At 31.6% G+C, this 24723-nt stretch carries 21 protein-coding genes and 1 tRNA gene; 14 read left to right on the top strand and 8 right to left on the bottom strand.

From position 1 onward, the window contains the following. Window positions 1–87: 87 nt before the first annotated feature. Complete coding sequence (locus tag CLCY_RS05790) at window positions 88–1137, bottom strand: YkvI family membrane protein (RefSeq protein ID WP_048570178.1); 1050 nt, start codon at window positions 1135–1137, stop codon at window positions 88–90. A 139-nt stretch (window positions 1138–1276) separates the two neighbouring features. Between CLCY_RS05790 and CLCY_RS05785 the strand changes: the two genes are divergently transcribed. The 5 genes from CLCY_RS05785 (at window position 1277) to CLCY_RS05770 (ending at window position 4999) form a co-directional block, all read left to right on the top strand. Beyond that, on the top strand, window positions 1277–2383 hold the full coding sequence (locus tag CLCY_RS05785) for a hypothetical protein (RefSeq protein ID WP_048570177.1): 1107 nt from the start codon (window positions 1277–1279) through the stop codon (window positions 2381–2383). Window positions 2384–2429: 46 nt separating this feature from the next. Then, window positions 2430–2588 (top strand): hypothetical protein, encoded by a 159-nt coding sequence (locus CLCY_RS13755; protein ID WP_161797110.1) that lies wholly within the window; start codon window positions 2430–2432, stop codon window positions 2586–2588. 101 nt (window positions 2589–2689) lie between these two features. Next, window positions 2690–2765, top strand: a tRNA-Pro gene (locus tag CLCY_RS05780). A 164-nt stretch (window positions 2766–2929) separates the two neighbouring features. Then, a complete protein-coding gene (locus CLCY_RS05775) occupies window positions 2930–4066 on the top strand; it encodes a DEAD/DEAH box helicase (RefSeq protein WP_053083277.1) in 1137 nt (378 codons plus the stop codon). Between the two features lie 357 nt (window positions 4067–4423). Next, window positions 4424–4999: a hypothetical protein gene (locus CLCY_RS05770; protein ID WP_048570175.1), complete on the top strand. Its 576-nt coding sequence runs from the start codon at window positions 4424–4426 to the stop codon at window positions 4997–4999. A gap of 157 nt (window positions 5000–5156) precedes the next feature. On the opposite strand, the gene lgt is transcribed toward CLCY_RS05770, so the two are convergent. Then, window positions 5157–5918 (bottom strand): prolipoprotein diacylglyceryl transferase, encoded by a 762-nt coding sequence (gene lgt / locus CLCY_RS05765; RefSeq protein WP_048570174.1) that lies wholly within the window; start codon window positions 5916–5918, stop codon window positions 5157–5159. A gap of 60 nt (window positions 5919–5978) precedes the next feature. Continuing rightward, window positions 5979–7352 carry a UDP-N-acetylmuramate--L-alanine ligase gene (gene murC / locus CLCY_RS05760; RefSeq protein WP_048570173.1) on the bottom strand — a complete coding sequence of 458 codons (1374 nt, stop codon included), beginning with the start codon at window positions 7350–7352 and terminating at the stop codon, window positions 5979–5981. Window positions 7353–7660: 308 nt separating this feature from the next. On the opposite strand from murC, the gene purR reads away from it, so the two are divergent. The 4 genes from purR to CLCY_RS05740 all read left to right on the top strand — a co-directional run bounded on the left by purR (window position 7661) and on the right by CLCY_RS05740 (window position 11463). Then, window positions 7661–8485, top strand: coding sequence for a pur operon repressor (gene purR / locus CLCY_RS05755; RefSeq protein ID WP_048570172.1), 825 nt, complete (start codon window positions 7661–7663; stop codon window positions 8483–8485). Window positions 8486–8573: 88 nt separating this feature from the next. Beyond that, window positions 8574–8858 (top strand): septation regulator SpoVG, encoded by a 285-nt coding sequence (spoVG, locus tag CLCY_RS05750; protein ID WP_048570171.1) that lies wholly within the window; start codon window positions 8574–8576, stop codon window positions 8856–8858. Between the two features lie 260 nt (window positions 8859–9118). Continuing rightward, window positions 9119–10492, top strand: coding sequence for a bifunctional UDP-N-acetylglucosamine diphosphorylase/glucosamine-1-phosphate N-acetyltransferase GlmU (gene glmU, locus CLCY_RS05745; protein WP_048570170.1), 1374 nt, complete (start codon window positions 9119–9121; stop codon window positions 10490–10492). Window positions 10493–10509: 17 nt separating this feature from the next. Continuing rightward, the gene (locus tag CLCY_RS05740) at window positions 10510–11463 is read left to right on the top strand and encodes a ribose-phosphate diphosphokinase (protein WP_048570169.1); all 954 of its coding nucleotides are present in this window, start codon (window positions 10510–10512) and stop codon (window positions 11461–11463) included. A gap of 13 nt (window positions 11464–11476) precedes the next feature. On the opposite strand, the gene CLCY_RS05735 is transcribed toward CLCY_RS05740, so the two are convergent. The 3 genes from CLCY_RS05735 to gdhA form a co-directional block, all read right to left on the bottom strand. Beyond that, window positions 11477–12385: a transglutaminase domain-containing protein gene (locus tag CLCY_RS05735; RefSeq protein ID WP_048570168.1), complete on the bottom strand. Its 909-nt coding sequence runs from the start codon at window positions 12383–12385 to the stop codon at window positions 11477–11479. A 127-nt stretch (window positions 12386–12512) separates the two neighbouring features. Then, window positions 12513–13043, bottom strand: coding sequence for a flavodoxin domain-containing protein (locus tag CLCY_RS05730; RefSeq protein WP_048570167.1), 531 nt, complete (start codon window positions 13041–13043; stop codon window positions 12513–12515). Between the two features lie 93 nt (window positions 13044–13136). Then, window positions 13137–14483 (bottom strand): NADP-specific glutamate dehydrogenase, encoded by a 1347-nt coding sequence (gene gdhA, locus CLCY_RS05725; protein ID WP_152668114.1) that lies wholly within the window; start codon window positions 14481–14483, stop codon window positions 13137–13139. A gap of 342 nt (window positions 14484–14825) precedes the next feature. On the opposite strand from gdhA, the gene CLCY_RS05720 reads away from it, so the two are divergent. The 3 genes from CLCY_RS05720 to CLCY_RS05710 all read left to right on the top strand — a co-directional run bounded on the left by CLCY_RS05720 (window position 14826) and on the right by CLCY_RS05710 (window position 18216). Then, window positions 14826–15503: a response regulator transcription factor gene (locus CLCY_RS05720; protein WP_048570165.1), complete on the top strand. Its 678-nt coding sequence runs from the start codon at window positions 14826–14828 to the stop codon at window positions 15501–15503. Window position 15504: 1 nt separating this feature from the next. Next, entirely contained in the window at window positions 15505–16923 is a 1419-nt protein-coding gene (locus CLCY_RS05715; RefSeq protein ID WP_048570164.1) for a sensor histidine kinase, read from the top strand. Window positions 16924–17061: 138 nt separating this feature from the next. After that, window positions 17062–18216 carry a S1C family serine protease gene (locus tag CLCY_RS05710; protein ID WP_048570163.1) on the top strand — a complete coding sequence of 385 codons (1155 nt, stop codon included), beginning with the start codon at window positions 17062–17064 and terminating at the stop codon, window positions 18214–18216. A gap of 17 nt (window positions 18217–18233) precedes the next feature. On the opposite strand, the gene CLCY_RS05705 is transcribed toward CLCY_RS05710, so the two are convergent. Continuing rightward, complete coding sequence (locus CLCY_RS05705; protein WP_048570162.1) at window positions 18234–18878, bottom strand: DedA family protein; 645 nt, start codon at window positions 18876–18878, stop codon at window positions 18234–18236. Window positions 18879–18913: 35 nt separating this feature from the next. Continuing rightward, entirely contained in the window at window positions 18914–20350 is a 1437-nt protein-coding gene (gene cls / locus CLCY_RS05700; protein ID WP_048570161.1) for a cardiolipin synthase, read from the bottom strand. A gap of 247 nt (window positions 20351–20597) precedes the next feature. On the opposite strand from cls, the gene pth reads away from it, so the two are divergent. After that, window positions 20598–21176 (top strand): aminoacyl-tRNA hydrolase, encoded by a 579-nt coding sequence (gene pth, locus CLCY_RS05695; RefSeq protein WP_048570160.1) that lies wholly within the window; start codon window positions 20598–20600, stop codon window positions 21174–21176. A 22-nt stretch (window positions 21177–21198) separates the two neighbouring features. Next, complete coding sequence (gene mfd / locus CLCY_RS05690) at window positions 21199–24702, top strand: transcription-repair coupling factor (protein ID WP_048570159.1); 3504 nt, start codon at window positions 21199–21201, stop codon at window positions 24700–24702. Window positions 24703–24723 lie beyond the last annotated feature (21 nt).

Below are 24723 nucleotides of genomic sequence, written 5' to 3'. Positions count from 1 at the left end.
AAAGTATATTACATTAGTATTTTATAATATTTCACGAATATATTCATCTATATTTTCGTTATTATTTATCATAAAGTATAATTTTTACTATTTTGTAACCTTTTTTTTCACTCTCATAGTCTTTATTAAACAGCCGAATATAAATATAAGGCTAACTGCACCAAATGGTGGATATAATATTCTTATAAGATTAGAAAAACCTGCAAAGGATATAGGAATTGAAACTAGAATAATAATTAGTACTGATGTTGTATATGAAATTTTAAATGAGTGTTCCATTCTTTTTCCTAAACTATAAAGGTTAGATATTTCTGTTGAAAACATTTCTAGCCATATAATACCTGTTAATAAAAACATAAATAACGCACCAAACTCTTTACTTATATGTAATGTTGGTATTTCACTATAAAAGCTACCAGGATAGTATGTAAGTATTGAGAAGTTTACTGATACTGCAAGTATTGTTAGAACAATACCTCCTAATAAGCAACCTGCAATAAACTTTTTTCTGCTCTTAATTTCCCTTGTCATAGGACAGATAACTCCTGTTGCTAGTATAAGGTTAAAAGAAGCATAAAGAAGTGCAGATAGTAAAAATCCATCTTTGCTTTGTGGTGAATTAGAGGTTATAATATAGTTAATAGAATCAGGATTTTGTTTTAGTGTAAAAATACCTACTAGTAGTATCATTACAGTAGAAAGTGGAACAACTATCATATTAGTTGCAATCAATCCCTTAGTTGATAATGAAGTTACAATAAAACAAAGTGCTGCCATTAAAAAAATTCCTACGGCTTTATTAAGTCCAAAGAATTCATTTAGCATGGCGCCTCCACCTGAAATCATAATTGTATTTCCTGCAAATATGAAGAAGGTTAAAAATATATCTGTAACTCTTCCGAATTTTTTACCTAAGACAAATATAACCATATCATTATAAGATCTAAATTTATGTTTATAGCAAAGATATACAATAATACATGAAAATACTACATAGATAATACAGCAAATTGTAATTCCAATAAAACTTTTCCTACCATACAAAGAGAAAAATTGAAGAATTTCTTGTCCAGATGCAAGACCTGCGCCTATAATTGTACCGATAAATACAGCACTGATTTTTAGTACATCACCCAAATAAATACCTCCTAAATACTACTCAATATAATTACTATTCAACATCATATAAAAAAATGAAGGTTTTTATATTTATGATGTATTAAAAAGTGATTTACTTACCAAACTATATATTGATAATTAAAGGTAGGTGAATTAAGTGAAGAAATTTATTTCAATCTTTCTAATTTTGACTTTATTGATTTTACCAGCTGGGTGTACCTCTAAGAAAGAGCTTAGTAAAGTAGATAAGAAAAGACTTGAAGAAAGAAAACAAGATTATAAGGATGCACAAAATCTAATTAAACTTTATATGGAACTTGTTATGCAGGGAAAGCGCGATGAAGCTCGAAAATATATAGCACCAAGTAGTAATAAGAAGGATATTAAAACCGAATTCCCCCTTAAGCCCTTAGGATATAGTATAAATAGAATAGAAAAGATAGGAAATAAGCTTATTGCAAGCGTTAAGCTTTCACAAGGCGTTAAAGGGAAAGCATACTATACCATAGATATAGCAGACTATACAATAGGTAAGAAGTCAGATGGAGATATGGTTATTGAAAATATACAGGTAAAAAGTAACCTAGTATTTTTTGAAGCGATGGTTCAAGGGGAAAAGTCACTTTTATTAAGAGAAGATACACATACTGAGGCTATTCCAGTTTTAAAAGCATTTGAACTTCCAGACTATATAGCAAATGATATTGCCTTTCAACCCCTAAAAAAGGTTAGGATTAATAGAGAAAAATATGGGTCTGCAGCAATTTCAAATGATGGTAAGAAGATGATATTATGCTCCGTAGATGGGAAAAATACCATAGCCTTAGCAGTTGAAAGGGTAGTTAGAGCATTTAATAGTAAGGATAAAAAGGTTGCTGAAGCAGCAGGTACAGGTGGCGGCGGAGGAACAGAAAAAGAAGAAGGTGCTTCATCAGGAGAAGCTCAGAGAGTAGACGTAGTACCCCTAGACTACTTTGAAGGTGCAACCGTAGAATACGTAACATTTTCTCCAAGTGGAGACTGTATATATATTCAAACAAGAAAAGGGGATAAGGTAGGATTATCACTTTATTCTACATACTCATTAAAAATTTTAAGCCCTAAGTTAATGGAGAAATTCAATTCACCTGAATATAATATAATAAATGCTTACTTTAATAATGAAGATACATTATTAGTTAGTGCAAAGAACCTAAAGGAGAATAAGGTAGAAAATTACATTTTAGATATTAAAAATGATGTAGCTAGAAAACAAGGCAGATAAGGAAAGACATAATATGTTCAAACTAATCCCTAAGGAGGTTACACTTATGGAAAACAGTGCAAAAATTATCGATCTAAATCAGAGAAGAAAATTTAAAAGGTACAGAAAATGGTTTGAATTGTATGCTAAATTCCTTTCAATTTTTAAAAGAAGTCCAAAATCAAAAAAAGCAAAGAATTCCCTACAAACAAAAATGAGTAAATAGAAGCCTTAGGCTTCTATTTCTTATTTTAAAAAAAATTAAATTTTTTTTATTAAAAGTGTTGACTTATATAATATAGTCATATATAATTACTATTGTAGCAACGGGGTGTGGCGCAGATGGTAGCGCGCATGGTTTGGGACCATGAGGTCGCAGGTTCGAGACCTGTCACCCCGACCAGGAAAGAAGCTTGAATAAAGCTTCTTTTTTTATACCCATTTTTAGGCTAAGAATCAATTATGTAATAAAATCTGTTGAAACTTAGAATAATATAACAATAGGATAGAATCTAATCTTAAACACATATATAATAGAATTTAACTAGAATAAACTTAAGGGAGAAAATTATGAAGTCATTTATAGAACTTGGTTTAGATTCCAATATAGTAGATGCACTAGAAAAACAAGGAATTACAGAACCAACAGAAATTCAACACTTAACTATTGAAAAAATATTAGAAAATAAAGATGTAATAGCAGAGAGCTACACAGGTAGTGGGAAAACACTTGCATTTTTATGCCCTATTTTTCAAAAAGTTAATAGTGAAAAAAGAGAAATGCAAGTATTAGTGCTTGCTCCAACCCATGAACTTGTTATGCAAATAGAAGCCCAGGCAAAGCTTTTAGCAAGTAACGGGAATCTACCTATAACTTCATTACCTATAATTGGTGATGTTAATATTGAGAAGCAAATAAAAAAGCTTAAGGAAATAAAACCACATATAATTGTTGCAACTCCAGGTAGAGCCTTAGATTTAATGAAGAAAAAGAAGATAACTGCACATACAATAAAAACAATAGTTATTGATGAAGGGGATAATCTACTTGATAACACAAACTCTGGTACCGTAAAGGATATAATTAAGTGTACTATGAGAGATAGATGTCTTTTAGTATTCTCAGCTACAATAAGCCCTAAGGTATTATTTACAGCAAGAGAATTAATGAAAGAGCCTGAAATTATAAAAAACGAGAAGAAAGCAGCACTTAATCCTAATATTAAGCATATGTATATTGAAGTTGATCCTAGGGATAAGGTTGAAACACTAAGAAAGTTAATTTCAGCAGTAGAACCGAAAAAAGCATTAGTATTTGTAAATAGAGGATATGAAGTAGATCTTGCAACAGAAAAGCTAAACTATCATAGTATCCCTTCTTTAAGTATCCATAAAAAGGTTACTAAGGAGCAAAGACAAAAGGCTATAGAAAGCTTTAGAAGTGGAAAGATTAAGGTTCTAGTATCATCAGACGTATCTGCTAGAGGTCTAGATATACAGGATATAACACATGTAATAAACCTAGACTTTCCAACAAATGCTAGTGAATATCTACATAGAGCAGGAAGAACAGCTAGAGCAGGAGCCACAGGTAAGACTATTTCATTAGTTACATCTAAGGAAATGGCAGCTATTAGAATATATGAGAGAGAATTTAATATAAACATAGAGAAAAAGAATTTAAGTCATGGGAAGTTAAATTAGTAAGATAGGTGCTTTTGCAGTAGTGTAGCCTCCAGATAAACCAGCGAGATCAATCCGAAGAACTTCTAATCCCCATAAATGCCATTAGCCTAAGTGCAGCGCAAACTCGCCTAAAGGCTCAAACATGCTTCTTTACTAAGGCTAATGACATTTATGGAGATAAGAATTTCTACCGATTGCCTCTATTGGTTTAACTGGAGGCTACACTACTTGCAGTGATACTTATCTTATATAGCATAGTTGTAGAGAGAAAGAATTTTTAAAAGATATGTATGATTGCTTGATGCTATATTTATATTAATACACAATAGTTTTATTTTATGAATCAATAAAAACTCTTAAGGGAGAGGTGATTAAATGAATAAAGGTGTAAGTAATAAGAAGCATTCTGTCTTAATCGCTATATTATTTTTATTTATTATGCTTACAATTGCTTTTTTTAGAAGTAATTTAATATGGCACTCTAATATAAATAAATATCTTGAAAAAACATATCAACAACCTATTAGCATAAAGGAAGATAAGAATTTTTCATATAAAGGACGAAATTATAGAATTATACTTAGTACTCCAAAGAATAAAAAAGATGAATTGTATTTACAATGCTTTGAAGAATTACTAAATGGCACTTTTTATAAAGGAGCTTATGGAGCTAGACAAGGAGAGAGCAAACCATTATATGGAGCAGTACTAAACTTTATAAATGATGGCACAGAGGATAGTTTTGTTGCTGTGTATGGTTATAATAAGGGGCTTAAAGCTAATACTTTTAGTGTTAAGTCAACAAATGATGGTAAGTGGATAACTCAAAATATATCTAAGGAAGAATATTTTTTATATATCTATACTAACATTGTCTATCCAGAGGTAAATTTCAAGGATAATAAAAATAATGATGTAAATAGATTCTTTGATGGTAAACAATGTGGTTAATCAATAATAAATTAAAATTATAATGAGAATTTAATGCGTATTATGTCTATATTGTGAATAGACGGAAAGGTTTCATAAGCAAAGGGTGGATAATGTAGATGAAAGGTCTCGTCGATTCATCTACATTATCCACCCTTGCTATACACAAAACTTTGATTTAACGTCTATTTACTTTATAAGCATAAACTAAATACCCGATCCATAATATAATTCCTATAAGACTTACCATCTGAGCTGTTCGAAGTCCCATAACCATTAGTGAATCTGTTCTAAGTCCTTCTATAAAGAATCTTCCTATGGAGTATAATCCAAAGTATGTAAAGAATATAACTCCCTTAGTATGAACTCTATGAATTAAGTACATTAGTATACAGAATACAAGTATGTTCCAGATTGATTCATATAGAAATGTTGGGTGGTAATAAGTTCCTCCAATGTACATCCCTCTTTGGATAAACTCTGGAAATTGTGATATAAACTCCTTAGTTACAGGGCCTCCGTGAGCCTCCATGTTGAAAAAGTTTCCCCAACGACCAAGTGCCTGTGCAATTATTATTGATGGTGCAACTACATCAAGTAGAGCTAGAAAATCGTATTTTTTATATCTGCAGAATATATATGCAGCTAAAAGTCCGAATATAATACCACCGTGTATTGCAAGTCCACCTTGTCTAATATTTATTATGTCACCTGGGTTATCAAGATAATATGATAAATTAAAAAGAACATAATAAAGCCTTGCTCCAAGAATTCCTACTGGAATTGCAATAATAAGGCCATCAAGTATATTATCATAGTTAACCTTTCTTACCTTTGCTGTATATACAGCAATTAAAAGACCAAGAATCATGCCAAATGATATAAGAATACCGTACCATCTAACTTCAAGTCCCAAAATTGTAAAAGCAACTGGATTCATAAACATACCTCCTATGTATAAAGCCCTCACTTTAAGTGAAGGCTAAAGCTTTAATTTTATTTATAGATTTAAGAAATTTTCACCTATTTTATACACATCTCCTGCACCCATAGTTACAAGAAGATCACCTTCTTTAAGTTCACCTTTAAGATATGAAAGTATATCACTAAAGTCCTTAATGTATGTGCAATTAACCCCATTGTTTTTAACAGCTTCAGAAAGCATTTTAGAACTAACTATGCCTGTATCTTTTTCACGTGCAGCATAGATGTCTGTTAGAACAAGGTTATCAAGTCCATTGAAAGACTCTGCAAACTCATCAAATAGAGTTATTGTTCTAGTATAGGTATGAGGTTGGAATATACAATACACCTTTTTGTGTGGATAATTTTTAACAGCTTCAATAGTTGCCTTAATTTCTGCTGGATGATGAGCATAATCGTCTATTACTTCTACACCATCTTTAACTCCCTTTTTCTCGAATCTTCTATGTGTTCCATGGAAAAGAGTTAAACCTTCTTTAATTACATTTATATCTATTCCAAGGAAGATTCCAAGTGCTATAGCTGATAGAGAGTTAAGTACGTTGTGCTTACCTGGAACAGATAATGTAAATCTATCTAGGAAAACTCCATCTTTATGAACATCAAATGAAGGAAGCCCTAGTTCATCAAATTCTATATTTGAAGCTAAAATATTTCCATTATCTATTCCATAAAGAATCTTAGGACAGTTTGCACGATTTACAACAGAAACTACTCTCTCGTCATCACCACATCCTATTAAAAGACCATTTGATGGAATAAGTTTTGTAAAGTCAACAAATGTATCCTCTATTTCAGTAATATCTTTATAATAGTCAAGATGGTCCGCGTCTATGTTTAGAATAATCCCAACATTAGGATTAAACTTTAAGAAACTTCTTTTATATTCACAGGCTTCAGTTACAAAGTAATCACTTTTACCAACTTTAACATTGCCATCTATAGCATCTAAAACACCACCAACCATAATTGTCGGATCTACCTTTGCATGTAGAAGCACCATAGAAACCATAGAAGTTACAGTTGTTTTTCCATGTGTTCCTGATACTGCAATGCCTCGTTCATACCCCTTCATGATACTACCTAAAAACTCGGCTCTATCCATTAGAGGGATTGATAATTCACGTGCTTTTTGAAGTTCTGGATTAGATTCAGCTATAGCTGCTGTGTAAACTACAAGGTCAGAGCCTATTACATTATCTGCACTATGCCCTATGTATACCTTGGCACCTTGTGATTCAAGCTTATCTGTAAGAGTAGATGAATCTCTATCTGAACCAGAAACTTTATATCCATTAGAAAGTAGAACTTCAGCAAGACCACTCATGCTTATTCCACCTATTCCAATAAAATGAACATGTTTATTAACATCTTTATATAAGTTAAACATAAGATCACTCCTAAAAGTTGATTATTTTAATTATAAAAATTAACTAGTGAAATTATATCATAATATACCATTAATTTATATAATGTTTAAGGGTAAGAAATAGTGTATAGATATTGCTGCCATTATATTAATATATGATGATAGGCATAGATTTGCACATAAATAATTTAAAAGCATTTGAAAAAAATTAATAAATAATTTAAAATTAGAATGTAGGTGTATGATTTTAATAAAAGTTCTGTTGAATTTACGGAATTTTTAATTGCCATATTTCTTTATACTAAATTCTATGAATAGGAAGTGATTTTTTGGAACGATTACATCGTAAGGAAAGAGTAGCGGCTATATTTAAAATTCTTTCCGACAAGCCAAATACAGTAATTAGTCTTGGACATTTTTCAGAAATCTTTGGAGCAGCTCGTTCTACATTAAGTGAAGATATTACAATAGTTAAAAAAGTTGTTGAAATGCTTCAATGTGGGAAAATAGAAACTATACCTGGAGCAGCAGGAGGGGTTAGATACATTCCTGGTATGTCTAAGGATTTTGAGATAGAATTTATAAAAGGGGTTTGTGAAAAAATAAACGATCCTTCGAGGGTTATGCCAGGGGGATTTTTATATATAAATGACATAATATACTCACCTGAGATAGTTAATAAGGTTGGAGTGATACTTGCAAATAAATTTATATCTAAGGAAGCGGATTATGTTATAACTGTTGAAACGAAGGGGATTCCAATAGCCATGGCTGTTGCAACAGCTCTTAATGTGCCACTTGTTATAGTAAGAAGAAACGGTGAAGTTACGGAAGGTTCTACAGTAAGTATCAATTATGTAACAGGGTCATCAAAGACAATTCAAACAATGAGCCTTTCTAAGCGTTCAATTAAGCCTAAGAGTAAGTGTATATTTATAGATGACTTTATAAAAGCAGGGGGAACTGCTGTTGGAATAATCGACCTTTTAAAAGAGTTTGATTGTACAGTAGAAGGTGTCGGATTCCTAATTGAGGCCCAACCAGAAGGGAAAAAGGTTCTAAATGAATATGTTTCACTGATATCTTTAGAGGAGATAAATGGTGAAGAGGGTGTACTAAACATAATACCTTCAGAGAAGTTTAAAGAAAAATAAAATATTTTGAAATTTTACAAATATTCAAGAAGGAATTTTGTCATATATGCAGAATAGTATATATAAGTGACTTGGAGGTGGTTAAGGTATGCAAATTACCGATGTTAGAATCAGAAAGATATCAAATGAAGGAAAAATGAAGGCAATAGTTTCTGTAACGTTTGATAATGAATTCGTGGTACACGATATCAAAGTTATTGATGGACAAAACGGTCTATTTATCGCTATGCCTAGTAGAAAGACTCCAGAGGGAGAATTCAAGGACATAGCCCATCCTATAAACACTGACACAAGAGAAAAAATACAAAATTCTATTCTTGAAGAATATGAAAAGGCAAAAATATCTTCAGATAGTGAACAAGTAGAAGAGTAAAAAAAAGGAAGCTTAGACTTCCTTTTTTATTTTTTGCTATTTTCCGCATTTTGCATTGAATTAAAATATCTAATGCAATATAATAAAGTAGGTTAATGAAATTAATTTTATATGTTTGTAATAACCTATAAATATTAGGTAAATTATCCATTTGAGTAGCATACTCTAGTACATATTTTTATAGAATTATTAGTATTAGGGTAATTTGTTTATAATAAAGTTTTACATAATTTAAGTTTGAAAGGATAGGTGCAATTTATATGAAGGCTTGCTATGGTTTAATACTTGCAGCTGGCGAAGGAAAAAGAATGAAGTCAAAGCTGCCAAAGGTTCTACATAAAGTTTGTGGAAAATCTATGATAGATTACATAATAGATGCTGTTAAGGGGGCAAATGCCAAGGATACAGTTGTTGTTGTAGGACACAAGGCTGATATTGTTAAGGGGCACCTAGGGAATAAAGTTAGTACTGCATTCCAAGATAAACAGCTTGGAACAGGTCATGCTGTAATGTGCTGTGAAGAATTCCTAAAGGATAAGGATGGAATAGTTATAGTTCTTGCTGGAGATGGACCACTTATAACTAAGGAAACTATTTCAAAGGTATTTGAATATCACATTGAAAGTGGGTCATCAGCTACAATATTAACTGCTGACGCAATTGATCCAACAGGTCTTGGAAGAATAGTTAGAAATGAAAACGGTGAAATAGAAAAAATAGTAGAGCATAAGGATGCAACGGAAAAGGAAAGAGAAATCACTGAAGTTAACTCCTCAAACTACTGCTTTGAAATAAAAGAATTAATCTCTGCGCTTAGAAAAATAAATAATAATAATGCACAGGGAGAGTATTATTTAACTGATGTTATTGAAATACTAAAAGGAGAAGGTAAAAAGGTTTCAGCATATAAAACAAGCTTTAAGGAATTTATGGCTGTTAACTCTAGGGACCAACTTGCAACAGCAAGTGCTGCGATGAAGGAAAGAATACTAGAAAAGCTTATGGCTGATGGCGTAACTATAATTGATCCTTTATCAACTTATATAGAATCAGATGTAACTATTGGAAGTGATACCATAGTTTATCCAGGAGCATTTATTGAAGGAAACACAACAATAGGTGAAGACTGTATAATAGGACATAACACAAGAATAGTAGATGCAAAAATAGGAAATGGTGTTGAAGTACAATCTTCAGTTATAATAAGTAGTGAAGTTAAGGATTCTACGAAAATTGGACCATTTGCATATATTAGACCTGATAGTGTTATTGGAGAAAATGTTAAGATTGGAGATTTCGTTGAAATTAAGAAATCTACAATAGGAAATGGAACAAAAATATCCCATCTAACATATGTAGGAGATTCAGAGGTTGGAGAAGGATGTAATTTTGGCTGTGGAACAGTAACTGTTAACTATGATGGAAAAAATAAATATAAAACAATTGTAAAGGATAATGCCTTTATAGGATGTAATACAAACCTAGTTGCACCAGTAACTATAGGAGAAAATGCCTATACAGCTGCTGGATCAACAATAACAAAGGATGTTCCAGATGGTGCTTTAGCTATAGGACGTAGCAAAGACGTAATTAAAAAAGGCTGGGTACAAAAAAGAGGAATTAAGAAAAAATAACTTAGGAGGAATTATATATTATGGCGCACGGTGGAGATATTAAATTATTTTCAGGTAATTCAAACCCTGAATTAGCAAAGGAAATAGCAGAAATTCTAGGAGTAAAATTAGGAGATTCTGAAGTTGCTACTTTTAGTGATGGAGAAATATGTGTAAACATTAATGAAACTGTAAGAGGGAAAGACGTATTTGTTGTTCAATCAACTTGTGAACCAGTGAATAACAATCTTATGGAACTACTTATTATGATTGATGCATTTAAAAGAGCATCAGCAGGAAGAGTAACAGCAGTTATTCCATACTATGGATATGCAAGACAAGATAGAAAGGCGAAGGCTAGAGATCCAATTACAGCAAAGCTTGTAGCTAACTTAATATCAGCAGCAGGAGCAGATAGAGTACTTACAATGGATTTACATGCTTCTCAAATACAAGGATACTTCGATATTCCACTAGATCACCTACTTGGAGCACCAATACTTGCTAAATCATTTGAAGAAAAGGGACTTGTAGAAGATGATGTAGTTGTTGTATCACCTGATCTTGGTTCAGTTACAAGAGCTAGAAAGTTTGCAGATCAACTTCATGCGTCAATTGCTATAATTGACAAGAGAAGACCTCGTGCAAATGTTTGTGAGGTTATGAACGTAATAGGTGACGTTAAGGATAAAAACGTTATACTTATAGACGATATGATAGATACAGCAGGAACAATTACAAATGCTGCTAATGCACTTAAGGAACTTGGAGCAAAGGACGTATATGCGTGCTGCTCACATGCAGTTCTTTCAGGACCTGCTATAGATAGAATTAGTGAATCAGCTATTAAAGAACTACTTGTTCTTAATACTATTGAATTACCTGATGGAAAGAAAATAGATAAAATTAAGTCTTTATCAGTTGCACCATTATTTGCAGAGGTAATAAAGAGAATTCATGAAAACACTGGAGTAAGTTCATTATTCCAATAGAAAAAAGGCTAGCTTAGCTAGCCTTTTTGTTTTTTATGCTATATTTTTTAGCAGTTGCTTTTGGGTAATTCTTTTTATCCCATTTGTGTGTTTTTGACATTTCCTTATCTGTTAAGTTAAAGTATTCATAGGATAATATATCAACTATTTTACCGTTTACTGTATATACAGGATCATCCCAAGTAGGGTCTACATGATACCATTCATCATCAAGTTTAACAAGATTCCAAGCATGATCGTATCCATCAGCCTTTCCTATAACAATAAGTGATTCGATATTCGCAGCATCTAGCATCTTTTTCATTGCTATAGCATATCCTTCACAAACTGCACTTTTATTAACAAAAACACCATAGGCAGTATGAGATTCTATAGGAGTTGTATTTTTTTGAAAGTTCTCGTTATCATATCTAGTGTGTTTTACAATATAATTATGAATTACCTTCTCCTTTTCATAGTCACTCATATTATCTCTTGTTATTTTATTTATTACATTTTTAGTTATCTTATCTACCTTTTGAGATTGTTCCTTGATTTCACTTATAGTTTTTTCATAGTTATAGGTTATGGTGTAGAACTCATATAGATTAGATTTTTTATGTATTATAGAATATTTTCTTATGTAATTACCAGGACCGAGAGTTCTTATAAGTTCATTAGCCTCTGATATAACTTTATCTCTATTATTTTTAAGATAATTATCTTTGAAAACAATATTAATTGTAGGTTCTAAGTTTTTGATTGATAACCTTATCGCTTCGTAATACTCCTTATAGTTTGAAACTTCATAGGTCGTAGAGCCCTTTGTTTCCTGGCTTAAGAGTATAGGATTTAGTTCCTCTTGAACAAATTTTGGAAGGAAGTAAATTAGGCCAAAGACAATGGCAACGAAGACAATAGCTTTATAGAAAAATTTAACCATATAGCTTCCCCCTTATTAAAATATAACTTATATTGTATTATAAATTATATTTTAAGTAAAGGGATGTAGAACTGGTAAATTTTTTAGTTGGTAGTTTTTAGATATAAATTCCTTATCGCATTAATAATTAACTATTAACATAGTTAATTATAGGTTCTATTGCATCTATACTTGTCCAGTCCTTAGGACTTGTGTAGCATGCGATTAGGTTTTTTTCCTCTTCAGATAAAGGTTCTTTTTTCTTTTGGATATTTGATTTAAGCATATTCATCATAATTTTATCTATGAATCCTAGTTTTTGAAAGTTAAATGATCCTCTTAGGTAGAATAGTTTGATTTGCTTTGTAGATGGGTCTTTAAAGTTATTATTATATATAGCTTTAATGCTTTCTTGCTTTTCCGGTCCACAGCCTACTGCAAATACTGCAATTTTCTTATCCTTTAATAAATTTATATTTTTAGTTATTAACTTTACCCCTTTAATTCCAACAGCATGAAGTGACCCACCGTAAATCAATGTATTATATTTTAGTAGTTCATTAGGTTTTATATTATCAGATTTAAGTAAATCAGCATTTAACTTCTCGGCTATCCACTTAGCATACTTTTTAGTACTTCCATATTTTGATTTATAAATAACAGCTATTTTATTGTCCATAAATACCTCCATAGATTAGTATTATAATATTAAATCCAAATAAAAAATGCTGCCTACATTCGTAAGCAGCATTTAAAAATTCTATTACAGGAATTAGATAACTCCGTGTGCCTTCATGCTTTCAGCAACCTTAACGAATCCAGCGATATTAGCACCTACTACTAGGTTATCTTCAATACCGTATTCTTTAGCAGCTGAACTTGCATTTTTGTATATATCAACCATCATTGTGTGTAGCTTTTCGTCTACTTCTTCAAATGTCCATGAGTATCTCATGCTGTTTTGTGACATTTCAAGTGCTGATGTACCAACTCCACCTGCATTTGCAGCCTTAGCTGGTGCAAATAGTACTCCATTTTTAATGAATACTTCTGTAGCTTCAAGAGTTGATGGCATATTAGCACCTTCTCCAACAGCCTTAACACCATTTGCTACAAGAGTCTTTGCAGCCTCTTCATTAAGTTCATTTTGAGTTGCACATGGAAGAGCGATATCACACTTAACGTTCCAGATGTTACCGCATCCTTCAACAAATTCTGCTGATGGGTGAGCCTTAACATATTCTGATATTCTCTTTCTTTCAACTTCCTTAAGCTTTTTAACTGTATCTAGGTTGATTCCATTTGGATCATATATGTATCCTGATGAATCTGAAAGTGCAACAACCTTAGCTCCAAGTGATTGAGCCTTTTCTGTAGCATAAATTGCAACGTTTCCTGAACCTGAGATAACAACTGTCTTACCATCAAATGAAAGACCCTTATCCTTAAGCATAGCGTCAACAAAGTATACAAGACCATATCCAGTAGCTTCTTTTCTTGCAAGTGATCCACCATAAGTTAGACCCTTACCAGTAAGAACACCAGCTTCGTATTGGTTAGCTAGTTTCTTGTATTGACCGAACATATACCCAATTTCACGACCTCCAACTCCGATGTCTCCAGCAGGAACGTCTGTGAATTGTCCAATATGTCTGTAAAGTTCTGACATAAAGCTTTGACAGAATCTCATGATTTCTCCCTCTGATTTACCCTTAGGATCGAAATCTGCACCACCTTTACCTCCTCCTATTGGAAGTCCAGTTAGTGAGTTCTTAAAGATTTGTTCAAAACCTAGGAACTTAATTATACTTGCATTAACTGATGGGTGGAATCTTAGTCCTCCCTTGTATGGTCCTATAGCACTGTTAAATTGGATTCTAAATCCTCTATTAACTTGAACCTTTCCATTATCGTCAACCCAAGGTACTCTAAAGAATATTTGTCTTTCTGGTTCAACTATTCTGTCAAGAATACCAAGTTCAACATATTCAGGATTCTTTTCTAAAACAGGAATTAGTGAATCTAGAACTTCCTTAACTGCTTGATGGAATTCTGATTCATTAGGATTTCTTTTAACAACTTTTTCAAAAATTTCACTTACATGCTCTTTTACGTTCATCCCCATATCCTCCATTTTCAAATTTTTTCTATTAATAATATTACCACAAACTATATCGATTATACAAGCATAAAGAGTTATTCAATTGCAATAAATATAGAAAAAAATTTCATATATCTTTTATTTAATGGAAATTGCATGGAAAAAATTCAAAAGATTATATATAAAATGAAGAAATTATATATAAATATTGCAAAATTGCATTAAAGTTATGTTAAAACATATGTATATATTATAAATATAATTAAGTGTTTATTTAGAATGGTGTTGAAATGAACGATTATAAATGGGAAAATAACAAATAGAAATGGGAAATAACAATATAAAGATGGGGGATGTATTATGCTAGATACTAAAATACTACTTGTTGATGATGATATTAATATTTGCGATCTTATAGAACTTTACTTTGAAAAGGAAGGGTATAAGGTTTATAAGGCTCATAATGGTCGTGATGCTGTTGAAATGTTTAAGGATAAGAATCCTGATATTTTAATTTTAGATATAATGATGCCTGAGATGGATGGTTATGAAGTTTTAAAGGAAATTAGAAAAAATTCACAAACCCCGGTTATTATGTTAACTGCAAAGGGAGAAACATTTGATAGGGTACTTGGACTTGAACTTGGTGCAGATGATTATATAGTAAAGCCATTTGATACTAAAGAGCTTGTTGCTAGAGTTCGTGCAGTTCTAAGACGTTATAAGCCACAGGCACAAAGTAGAACAATTGAGTTTAAGGATTTATCAATTGATCCTGACTCATATACAGTTGTATATAAGGGAAATCCAGTTGAAATGCCACCTAAGGAATTTGATCTTGTTCACTTTTTATCATCTAATTCTAATAAAGTATTTACAAGGGATCAGCTTCTTTATAAAGTTTGGGGGTATGACTACCCAGGTGATTCAAGAACTGTAGATGTTCACGTTAAAAGAATAAGAGAGAAGCTTAAGGAAAATGAAGAGTGGGGTATTAAAACAGTTTGGGGTGTAGGTTATAAATTTGAGGTGAAATAATATGAAGAAAAGTCTTTTCTCAAAGCTTATGAGTACATACTTTATTATCATAGTTATTTCATATATTTTAGTTTCTGTATTTTTATCTATATGGTTTTATAAGTATTATTACGAGGAGAAAAAGTCTAATCTTTTGAATGAGGCTAATCATATAAAGAGTCTTGTTATTGATTGTGCAAATAGAGAAATAAATAGAACTGATATGCAGCTTCAGCTTCTTGTAATAGAAAGACTTCTAAACTGTGAGATTACTGTTTTTGATAGTTATGGTTATGAAATAGGAAAACCACTAGATTATCCAGAGAGTAAAAATAATATAAGTTCAAAAATTAGCAAAAAGGACTTATTAACTGTAATGGATGGAAAGGAAATAATTAAAACAGGAGATTTTGAGGATGTTTTTAATTCAGATGTTTTAACTGTAGGGCTTCCAGTTAAAATTAGTGATAATGTATCATACTCTGTATTTATGCATTCTCCATTTGATGAGGTTGAGAGGACAATTATAAATGTTTTTTGTGTAATATGGGTTGTAGCATTTTTTGCTATAATGATTTCAGCATTTATAGTATATTACTTTTCGGAGAAGATTCTTATTATACCTTTAAGTAATATAAATAACACGGCAAAGCAAATTGCTAAGGGAGAATTTAATAACAGGGTTGATATAGTTTCAAATGATGAAATAGGTGATCTTGCTGTTTCATTTAACTATATGGCAGATTCCCTTGAAGATTTAGAAAATATGAGAAGAAGTTTTATTGCTAATGTATCCCATGAACTAAGGTCACCAATGACATCAATTAATGGTTTTGTTGAAGGGATGATAGATGGAACCATTCCAATAGAAAAGTGGGAAAGGTATCTAAAGGTAGTTGATGGAGAAAGTAAAAGACTTATTAGAATTATAAATGACTTACTAGACCTTGCAAGGCTTGAGTCAGGTGAGTTTTCAATGAGAATGGGAAGTTTTGAACTAAATGAATTTATAAGCGATAGCATAATTAAATTTGAAGATAGGATATATCAAAAAAATATAAATATGAATGTAATACTGATGAAAAATGGTGTTACAGTAAAGGGAGACAAGGATAGGCTTAATCAGGTTTTAACGAATCTTGTTGATAATGCCATTAAGTTTGTTCCAGAGGGTGGAACAATTGAGGTAAGTGCTGTTCGAAGAGAGGATAGAATACTTGTTAGTGTATTTAATACAGGTGAGCCTATACCTAAGGAAGATATTAAATATATATGGGAGAGATTTCATAAGGTAGATAAAGCTAGAGTAAGGTCCGGCGGTGGTGTGGGACTTGGACTTTCTATAGCAAGACAGATATTAAATCAGCATAATCAAACTATTTGGGTGGAATCAGACCCTAGTGGGAATACATTTAGATTTACCCTAGGTGTTTTAAAATAACTTTTAAGTTATATTTATGTTTAATAATTATTCATATTTTGTTAACTAAAAATCGATATAATTTTAATATGTGGCTTTGTATGGTATTACTTGATTATAATTTTAACAGTGATAAAAATAGAGTTAGGAGGACTAAACTTGACCATAAAAGAAAATGAAAATAGGGACAATAACTCTACAAGTTGGCAAAGTGGTATTAGATATATTGAAGAAAAAAACCAAAGTAAACTTTTGAAAATAGGTATAATAGTTTTTTTATCAGTTTTATCATCCTTAGTAGGAGGTTTTATAGGATCTCAATCTGTATTGACTAAGTATTCACATATAATAAATTCTTATAATGAGGCACCAAGAAGGAATGAACAAGTTGTAGCTACATCTTTAAAAGGAAATATAACAAAGGTTGCTCAGGCTGTTGGACCTTCAATAGTTGGAATAAGTAAAAAGCACACTAATTGGATGATGGAGGCCTCAGGAGGTAGTCTTGGTTCAGGTATTATCTTTGATGAAAGAGGTTACATAGTAACTAATCAGCATATTGTAGATGGATTAAAGGATATTACTGTGATTTTATCAGGAGAAAAAAGAGTTGATGCAACAATTGTTGGAGAAGATTATAAAAGTGATATAGCCGTATTAAAAATTGATGTAGATAACTTAAAGGCAGCGGATTTTGGAAACTCAGATCTTATGAAAGCTGGAGAAACAGTAATAGGAATGGGAAATCCTCTAGGAGAAGAATTTGCAGGTTCCTTAACAGTTGGAGTGATAAGTGCAACAAATAAGCTAATTAAAGTTGATTATAGATCTTTTAGAATATATCAAACAGATATGGCATTTACAAAGGGGAATAGTGGTGGTGCTGTTATTAATGATGCTGGAAATGTAATAGGAATCATAAATAATAAATTAAGTACATCGGAAGGTGGTTCTTTCTTTATGCCTATTAATGACGCAAAACCTATTATTGATGCTCTTGTAAAACATGGAAAACTTGAAACACCTTTTTTAGGAGTTAGAACTATACTAATAGATGAGGAAAGAGCTAAAAGCTATAAGGTACCAACTGGTCTTGGTGTAGTTGAAGTTGTTGAGGGTACAACAGCAGAAAAGTTTGGCATTCAAAGAGGAGATATAATACTTTCCATTGATGACAGTAGAATAAGTAAAACAACTGATATAAAAGATCTTTTAGAAGAAAAAAAGCCTGGGGATAAGATAAAAGTTAGAGTTTATAGAGACGAGAAAGAAATGGATATAAATACTACTTTAATTAAAAGAAGAAATACATAAAAAATGACTAAGAAGTTTTATAGCTTCTTAGTCATTTTTGATTTTGATGTTTTTTTTCTTTTTATTTTAAGATAAATAACACTAAAAGCTCCGAGAAGCACAATAATTCCAGCAGCTATTGTATATTCCTCAATAAAATACTCAACCATTTTCCAATTTGATCTTAGATAATATCCAAGGGAAATCAATGCAGTATTCCATATGATTATACCTATAGAAGAATAAAAAATAAATATAAATAGATTCATTTTAGATATACCTGCTGGTATTGATATATAGGTTCTTGCAAGTGGAAGAAGTCTTGCTAAAAGTACAGACATCTTATCATATCTATCAAACCAATTTCTTGCGGACCTAATAGGCTTTTTCGAGCTTTTGAATTTATCTCCTATAAAGTCAAGTACAGGCTTTCCACCAAAGTAGCCTATAAAGTAGCATACTAAAGAGCCTACTATACCTGCTATTGAAGAAACTATTATTCCTCCAATCAGTCCTATACTTTTTATACTTGCTAAATATCCTATAAAGGGAAGTATTATTTCACTAGGAAGTGGAAAGCAAGCGTATTCAAGTGAAGTAGCAGCAAAGACTCCAAGGTATCCTACGCTTGAAATTAGATTTACTAGATATTCAAATACTCCGCTAAATAAACTAGATTCCATAATTCACCTCAAAATTTTAATATAAGGGTACTTAACTATAGTAGTGAAGAGAAAAGTCTTGTAAATGCCTCGAGAAATTTAATAACAATAGGTGTTTTTTCGTATTCCTCTAAGGTTAATTCTTTACTATACTTAAGGTCTTCGATAAACATATTATCTATCTCTTCAGTTAAGTCATCATCATATATAACAGCATTTATTTCATAATTTAAGTCAAAGCTTCTCATATCTATGTTTGCTGTTCCAAGGGTACTAATTTTTCCATCGACTGATATAACCTTAGCATGAACAAATGCCTTTGGATTGTATAGATAAACCTTAACTCCGCATTTTATAAGTTCAGCAAGATATGACCTTGAAGCAAAATAAACAATAAAATGATCATACTGTCCAGGAAATAATATTTTAACGTCTATGCCTGAAAGTGCAGCAACCTTTAAGGCTTCAATAATAGGCTCTGGAGGAACAAAGTATGGTGTAATAATATTAATGTGCTCCTCAGCCATATTAATCATTTTAAGCATTGCATGCATTATACTTGGAAATTCAGAATTCGGACCACTTTTTACAAGTTGAATGATTTGATTTTTAGCCTTTTTAGGTTTTGGAAAGTATTTTTCAAATTCACTTTCGTAGAGGAGCTCCTCTTCATTTGCCTTTTTAATAGTAAAATAATCATCAAGAAAAACCCCTTGAAGTCCAAGAACAAAATCTCCTTGAATCATAATATGACTATCTCTCCAATAACCAAGCTCTCCTTTTCCTAAGTACTCATCACCTACATTATTTCCACCTAGGAATCCAACTGTTCCATCTATTACAACAATTTTTCTATGATTTCTATAGTTGATTTGTGTATTAATAAACCTAAGAAGTGGTGCAAGGAAGTAAGAGTATTCAACTACTTCAATTCCAGCTTTTTTTAAATCATTTTTATATCGTCTAGAAAGGCTTCCAGAGCCTACTTTATCAATTATAAAGCGTATCTTTACACCTTCACTAGCCTTTTTAATAAGAATATTTTTAATCTCATTACCTATATTATCATGTTTTACAATATAATATTCTAGGTGTATATGGTGTTTAGCCTTTAAAAGCTCTTTTTTTAAGGTTTCAAATTTTTCTGTTCCATCTCTAAAAAGTGTAATGTCATTATCAACAAATAAAGGAGACTCACTATTTCTGGCAAGTAAAGTTATTAAAGAATAGTATTCGTCTCTATCAACTCTTCCGATAACTCTAGTAATTAAGTCTTTAATATGAGGTGACATTTCCTCTTTAAGTTTATACTTTTTCCAGTTACGGCCTAGGAATATATAAAGTATTATCCCAAGAGGTGGGAAAATAACAAAAATCATAATCCATGCTATAGTTTTTTCTGGGCGTTTTCTTTCAAGTAATATGAGAACAGAAAGTACAATGACATTAAATATGTAAAAGTAAGGTGACGTAATATATGCAAATGTATTCAATATAACATCCTCCTAAAATAGATTAATAAATTATATATAAGTTAGTTTGTTCACCCTTCAGCATATTATTGAAAAATTAATTATAATTCTACTATACTTATAGGTTTTTTAAAAGGATAAAATGTAAATATATTCTAGATTGGTAGGTGTTTTTAGATAAAAGAATAATTTACATGACATAAGCTTTTTATTTTGTAGGAATTTGATTATACTATTAATTATAATTTTACATATGGAGGAAGAAAAAATGTATCTTGTTGTAGGACTAGGTAACCCAGGAAAGGAATATGAAAATACTAGACATAATGTTGGGTTTGAGGTTATAGATTATTTATCAAATAAACTAGGCTTTGATACCTCTAGGGAAAGGTTTGGAGGAAATTTTGGAGAATATATATATGCTGGAGAAAAAATAATATTTTTGAAACCATTAACATATATGAACCTAAGTGGTGAATCACTAATTGAGGCAGCTTCATTTTATAAGATAGAAGCTGAGAATATTATTGTTGTGTATGACGATATGGCAATTGAAACCGGAAAAATAAGACTTAGACCATCAGGAAGTGATGGTGGACATAATGGTATGAAAAATATCATAGCACATCTTCAAAGTAAGGAGTTTAAAAGAATTAGGGTAGGAATTGGTAAGGCTCCTAGAAGTATTGTTGATTATGTACTTGGAAAATTTACAAATGAAGAAAGAAAATTAATTGATAAATCAGTTGAAGCAGCAGGAGAAGGGGTTATGTCGATTATTCAAGATGGAATACAAAACGCCATGAATAAGTATAATACCTTTAATGCGTGTCAAGACTCAGAATAGAACATTAAAGGAGGTGGCATTTTTGAGACTAAACATAGTTCCTACTATATTAGAAGGAATGAATGAGTATAATACCTTAAAGAAAAGCATAGCTAGTGGAGAGCCATGTATGGTACATGGACTTTCAGAGTCTCAAAGGGCACTTATAACATGTGGTATTTTTAAGGATACAGGAGGACAAGTGTTACTGCTAACCCATAATGACATGGAAGCAAAAAAGATATACAACGATTTAAGAGCCTTAATAGATAATTGTTACTATATGCCTTCAAAGGAAATGGTGTTTAATATAGATGTATCATCCTTTGACATAAAGTGTGAAAGACTAGAGGTTATAAGACGAGTACTTGAAAAAGAAAATATAGTAGTTGTAGCCTCTGTTGAAACTATATTTTATAAAATGCCTCCAAGTGAACTACACACAAAGTATTCCTTTACTATAGAAAAGTCTCGGGAAATAGATATATTATCTATTATGGCGAGTCTTTTAAATTTAGGATATGAAAGGGTAGAGTCTGTAGAAGGAAAGGGGCAGTTTGCAAAACGAGGTGGGATTATAGATCTTTATCCTGTGAACTCTTCTTTCCCTGTTAGAGTGGAGTTTTTTGGTGATGAAGTAGATACCATTAGAAGTTTTGACTCTATAACTCAAAGAAGTATAGAACCTATAGATGCTATAACAATTCACCCAGCAAAGGAAATAATACTTACTAGTGAGGACATAGATAGAGCTAATAATATTGTTTTAAATGATCTTGAAAAAAGAACTAAGTCTCTAAAGGGTAAGGAAAACGTAAATAATATAAAAAGTAGAATAAAATCTAATCTAGAAAGACTTAGTAACCTTAGAAGTTTTGAGGGAATGGATAGCTATATTCCTTATTTTTATGATACTACAGAAAGCTTTTTAGATTACTTTGATAATAAAGTTATTATTTTAGATGAAGTAACTAAGATAATTCAAAAAATAGATAGTGTATATTATGAATTTAGTGAAAGTTTCAAATCACTCCTTGAAAAAGGGGAGGTTCTTCCACTTCAAGGAGAGTATATTTACTCAAAGGAAGAAATTTTAGATAGTATTAAACAAAGCAAATTTGTACCATTTAATATGCTCCCAAGAACAATTGAAGAATTTGAAGTAGTAAATAGTGTTCAATTTAATGGAATTTCATTAAATTCAGTAGGTGGTATTGAGTACATACTATCTGAAATTAGGGAGAAACTTAAGAGAAGTTATAGGATAATAATTTTTTCAGGTAGCGAAAGTAGAGGGAAAAGACTTAGGGATGCTCTGGTTTCAGAAGAAATAAAAGCGGTTTATAGTGAATTTGTAAATTCTATTGATGAAGGTGTTGTGACTATAACATCAGGGTCCCTTAGAAAAGGGATGGATTTTCCATCAGGGAAGTTTCTGATTATTTCAGATAAAGAAGTTTATAAGGACACAAAACCAAAGAGAAAGTTCACGAAAAAAGAAGGTAAGATACAAAGTTTTACAGATCTTAAAGTAGGAGACTTTGTTGTACATATTAATCATGGAATAGGTAAGTTTGAAGGAATAAACGAACTTAAAGTTGAAGGGATTAAAAGAGATTTTCTTGTTCTTAGCTATAAGGGGGGAGACACCCTTTATGTTCCTGTTGACCAGCTTGATATGGTCCAAAAATATATAGGTTCAGAAGAAAAGATACCTAAGATGAATAAGCTTGGTGGATCTGAGTGGGCAAAAACAAAGGGTAAGGTTAGAGAATCATTAAAGGAAATGGCAGATGAGCTTCTAAAGCTATATGCAGAGAGAAGTACAGTTAAAGGATATGCTTTCTCTGAGGATACAGCATGGCAAGGGGAGTTTGAAGAGGATTTTCCATATGATGAAACTCCTGATCAATTAACTGCGATAGAAGAAATTAAAAAGGATATGGAATCAGACCTGCCTATGGATAGGCTTCTGTGTGGTGACGTTGGATACGGTAAAACAGAAGTTGCTATGAGAGCTGCATTTAAAGCGGTTATGGATCAAAAGCAGGTGGCTTTTTTAGTGCCAACAACAATCCTTGCAGAACAGCATTATAATAACTTTAAGGAAAGATTTAAGGATTTCCCTGTTAATATAGACATGATAAGTAGATTTAGAACTACTACTCAACAAAAAGAAACTAAGAAAAATATTAATGAGGGAAATGTTGATATAGTTATAGGTACACATAGATTACTTCAAAAGGATATAAAGTATAAGGACCTTGGACTACTTATAATAGATGAGGAGCAAAGATTTGGTGTAAGTCATAAGGAAAAGATTAAGGCACTTAAGAAAAATGTAGATGTACTGACATTAACAGCAACTCCAATTCCTAGAACCCTTCATATGTCATTTATTGGTGCCAGGGATATGAGTGTTATAGAAACTCCCCCTGAGGAGAGATATCCTGTTCAAACCTATGTACTTGAATATAATGACCATATAATAGCGGATGCTATAAGTAGGGAAATATCTAGAGGTGGACAGGTGTATTTTGTTTATAATAGAGTAGAAACAATGCAAGAGATGTATAGCTATCTAAAGGGAATACTTCCAGATGCTGAAATAAGCATGGCTCATGGAAAGATGTCTGAAAAAGAGCTTGAAGATGTTATACTTTCCTTTATGGCAGGTAATTCAGATATACTTTTATGTACAACTATAATAGAAACAGGTATGGATATACAAAATGCAAACACTCTTATTGTATATGATGCAGATAGAATGGGTCTATCCCAGTTATATCAATTACGTGGGAGAGTTGGAAGAAGTAGTAAACTTGCCTATGCATATCTAACATATAGAAAGGACAAAGTTCTAACTGAAGATTCAGAGAAGAGATTAAAGGCAATTAAGGAGTTTACAGAATTTGGCTCAGGGTTTAAAATAGCAATGAGAGATCTTGAAATAAGAGGAGCAGGAAACTTACTTGGAACACAACAGCATGGACATATGGCTTCAGTTGGTTATGATCTATATTGTAAGATGCTAAGGGATGAGGTAACTAATCTTAAGGGAGAAGAAAGCCGTGAATTTGTAGAAACATCAGTTGAGATTCCTGTAAATGCTTATATACCAGATAGCTATATTGATAATGAAGTACTTAAAATTGAAATTTATAAAAAGATAGCATCTATATCAAGTGAAGAGGATAAGATGGAAGTTCAAGATGAGCTTATAGATAGATTTGGAGATATTCCAAAGTCAGCTGAAAACTTAATAGACATAGCTTATTTAAAGGTTATAGCAAAGTCAATTGGAGTTAGTTTAATTAAAAAAGTAGGCAAAGAAGTACACATCAACTTCACACAGGGAGAGTATATTATGCCTGAGGCTATAAGAAAGTTAACTAGTGAAATAGAAGTAATAGCCTCTTATCCGGATATAAAGAAACCGATACTAGCACTTAAATTTAGGGAGGTTTCAGAAAAAGGCATTATAATTAGTATTAGAGAAGTTCTTCAAAAGCTTTATGATATATATGAGGCTTCAAAAACTTCATAATAAAGTTTTTAAACTGGTTAT

Origin of the sequence: Clostridium cylindrosporum DSM 605 (assembly GCF_001047375.1) — a bacterium.
In the GTDB taxonomy this organism is placed as follows: domain Bacteria; phylum Bacillota; class Clostridia; order Clostridiales; family Caloramatoraceae; genus Clostridium_AB; species Clostridium_AB cylindrosporum.
This window is presented reverse-complemented; position numbering and strand designations above follow the sequence as displayed.

Coding starts and splice junctions, on each gene's coding strand:
- pth (WP_048570160.1), top strand. CDS start 20,598: ATGTATCTTGTTGTAGGACTAGGTAACCCAGGAAAGGAATATGAAAAT.
- CLCY_RS13755 (WP_161797110.1), top strand. CDS start 2,430: ATGGAAAACAGTGCAAAAATTATCGATCTAAATCAGAGAAGAAAATTT.
- CLCY_RS05705 (WP_048570162.1), bottom strand. CDS start 18,878: ATGGAATCTAGTTTATTTAGCGGAGTATTTGAATATCTAGTAAATCTA.
- murC (WP_048570173.1), bottom strand. CDS start 7,352: ATGTTTAACTTATATAAAGATGTTAATAAACATGTTCATTTTATTGGA.
- lgt (WP_048570174.1), bottom strand. CDS start 5,918: ATGAATCCAGTTGCTTTTACAATTTTGGGACTTGAAGTTAGATGGTAC.
- gdhA (WP_152668114.1), bottom strand. CDS start 14,483: ATGAACGTAAAAGAGCATGTAAGTGAAATTTTTGAAAAAGTTGTTAAA.
- CLCY_RS05730 (WP_048570167.1), bottom strand. CDS start 13,043: ATGGACAATAAAATAGCTGTTATTTATAAATCAAAATATGGAAGTACT.
- spoVG (WP_048570171.1), top strand. CDS start 8,574: ATGCAAATTACCGATGTTAGAATCAGAAAGATATCAAATGAAGGAAAA.
- CLCY_RS05770 (WP_048570175.1), top strand. CDS start 4,424: ATGAATAAAGGTGTAAGTAATAAGAAGCATTCTGTCTTAATCGCTATA.
- CLCY_RS05720 (WP_048570165.1), top strand. CDS start 14,826: ATGCTAGATACTAAAATACTACTTGTTGATGATGATATTAATATTTGC.
- CLCY_RS05715 (WP_048570164.1), top strand. CDS start 15,505: ATGAAGAAAAGTCTTTTCTCAAAGCTTATGAGTACATACTTTATTATC.
- CLCY_RS05735 (WP_048570168.1), bottom strand. CDS start 12,385: ATGGTTAAATTTTTCTATAAAGCTATTGTCTTCGTTGCCATTGTCTTT.
- glmU (WP_048570170.1), top strand. CDS start 9,119: ATGAAGGCTTGCTATGGTTTAATACTTGCAGCTGGCGAAGGAAAAAGA.